Raw genomic sequence first — 1,289 nt, forward strand, 5'->3', positions numbered from 1 at the left:
CGATCAATCCGTGCCGACCATTGGGGGTGCTGCTCGACCACCAGGGGGAGGCGATCGCGGAGAATGCCCAGTTCGTCGGCCAGGGTGTGAGTTTTGGCGGTGGATACCGGGGTGCGGTGGAGTTTGTGGGCCAGTTCAGCCATTCGCTGGGCCAGCGGAATTCCGGCTGGCGTGGGCAGCAGCTGGGTGGCGGGAGTGCCGGGCACTTTGCGCTGGAGCATCATGTGCCAAGCGGGCACTAACCCTAACGGTTTGGGGACGGAGATGCGATCGCGGCTGTGGGCATCCCACCCTGTTTGCCACAGATCCTGCTGAACCTGGTAGCTGGCGCGATCGGTACCCTTGGCGCGAATTTTGCCCAGCAGCGTCGTAGGCCCCGTAGCCGTGTCGAGATGGTACTTAATGAGGGCACGGCGGCCAACCTTGTGCCGCAGCAGAGTAGCCGTGGCGACTCTGCGTAGTTCGGGCACAATCACTTGCAGCTGACCATGAGCCTGCAATGGGTCTAGGGCGTTTTCTAGAAACGGGATTTTAGGATCAAGCACCGTCAAGCCCTCCTCTACCTTGTCCCCACGGATGTCTCCTCTCGCAGGGCTGACTGCATGCGAAAGAGCGTGGCGTAGGGACCGTTTTGGGCTAGCAGATCGCTGTGGGTGCCCTGCTCAACCACCTGCCCCTGCTCCAGGTAGAGAATACGATCTACCTGGGGAACCAGCGATAGATCGTGGGTAATTAAGAAGGTGGTGCGCCCCTGAGCCAGCTGCCTGAGCGCGGCGACTACAGCCTGTTCGTTGGCGCGATCGAGGCCGGTAGTGGGTTCATCCAAAATTAAAATTGGGGTTTGGCGCATGGCAGCACGGGCGATCGCAATCCGCTGCCGCTGACCGCCCGAGAGGGTGGCCCCGCGCTCGCCCACGGGGGTGTTATAGCCCTGGGTCAAAGCGGCAATAAAGTCGTGGGCGTTGGCCAGACGGGCCGCCGCCTCAATGTCAGCGTCGCTAGCCCCAGCGATCCCGTAGGCAATGTTTTCGCGAATGCTGGCGGCAAATAGCAGGCTCTCTTGCAGCACCACGCTAATTTGCGGGCGTAGGCTGTCGAGGGTGTAGTCACGCAGATCGTGGCTGTCGATCTGCACCCGCCCGGCGGTGGGGTCGTAGAGGCGCAGCAGCAGGCTCATCAGCGTAGATTTGCCGCTGCCGGAGGGGCCGACGATGGCTACCTGCTGCCCTGGCTGTACCGAGAGATGGAGCCCTTTGAGCACGGGGTGCCCTGGCTCGTAGGCAAACCAC

Annotated in this window: 1 protein-coding gene and 1 pseudogene; both read right to left on the bottom strand. The window is 62.3% G+C overall.

Features of this window, described 5'->3' with window-relative positions; translation table 11 throughout:
• Window positions 1-545, bottom strand: a pseudogene (locus IQ273_RS33225) (aminoglycoside phosphotransferase family protein); the annotation flags it as partial.
• Between the two features lie 14 nt (window positions 546-559).
• A partial coding sequence (locus IQ273_RS33230; RefSeq protein WP_194027326.1) for an ABC transporter ATP-binding protein occupies window positions 560-1,289 on the bottom strand: 730 nt, incomplete at its 5' end.

Origin of the sequence: Nodosilinea sp. LEGE 07298 (assembly GCF_015207265.1) — a bacterium.
Taxonomy (GTDB): Bacteria; Cyanobacteriota; Cyanobacteriia; order Phormidesmidales; family Phormidesmidaceae; genus Nodosilinea.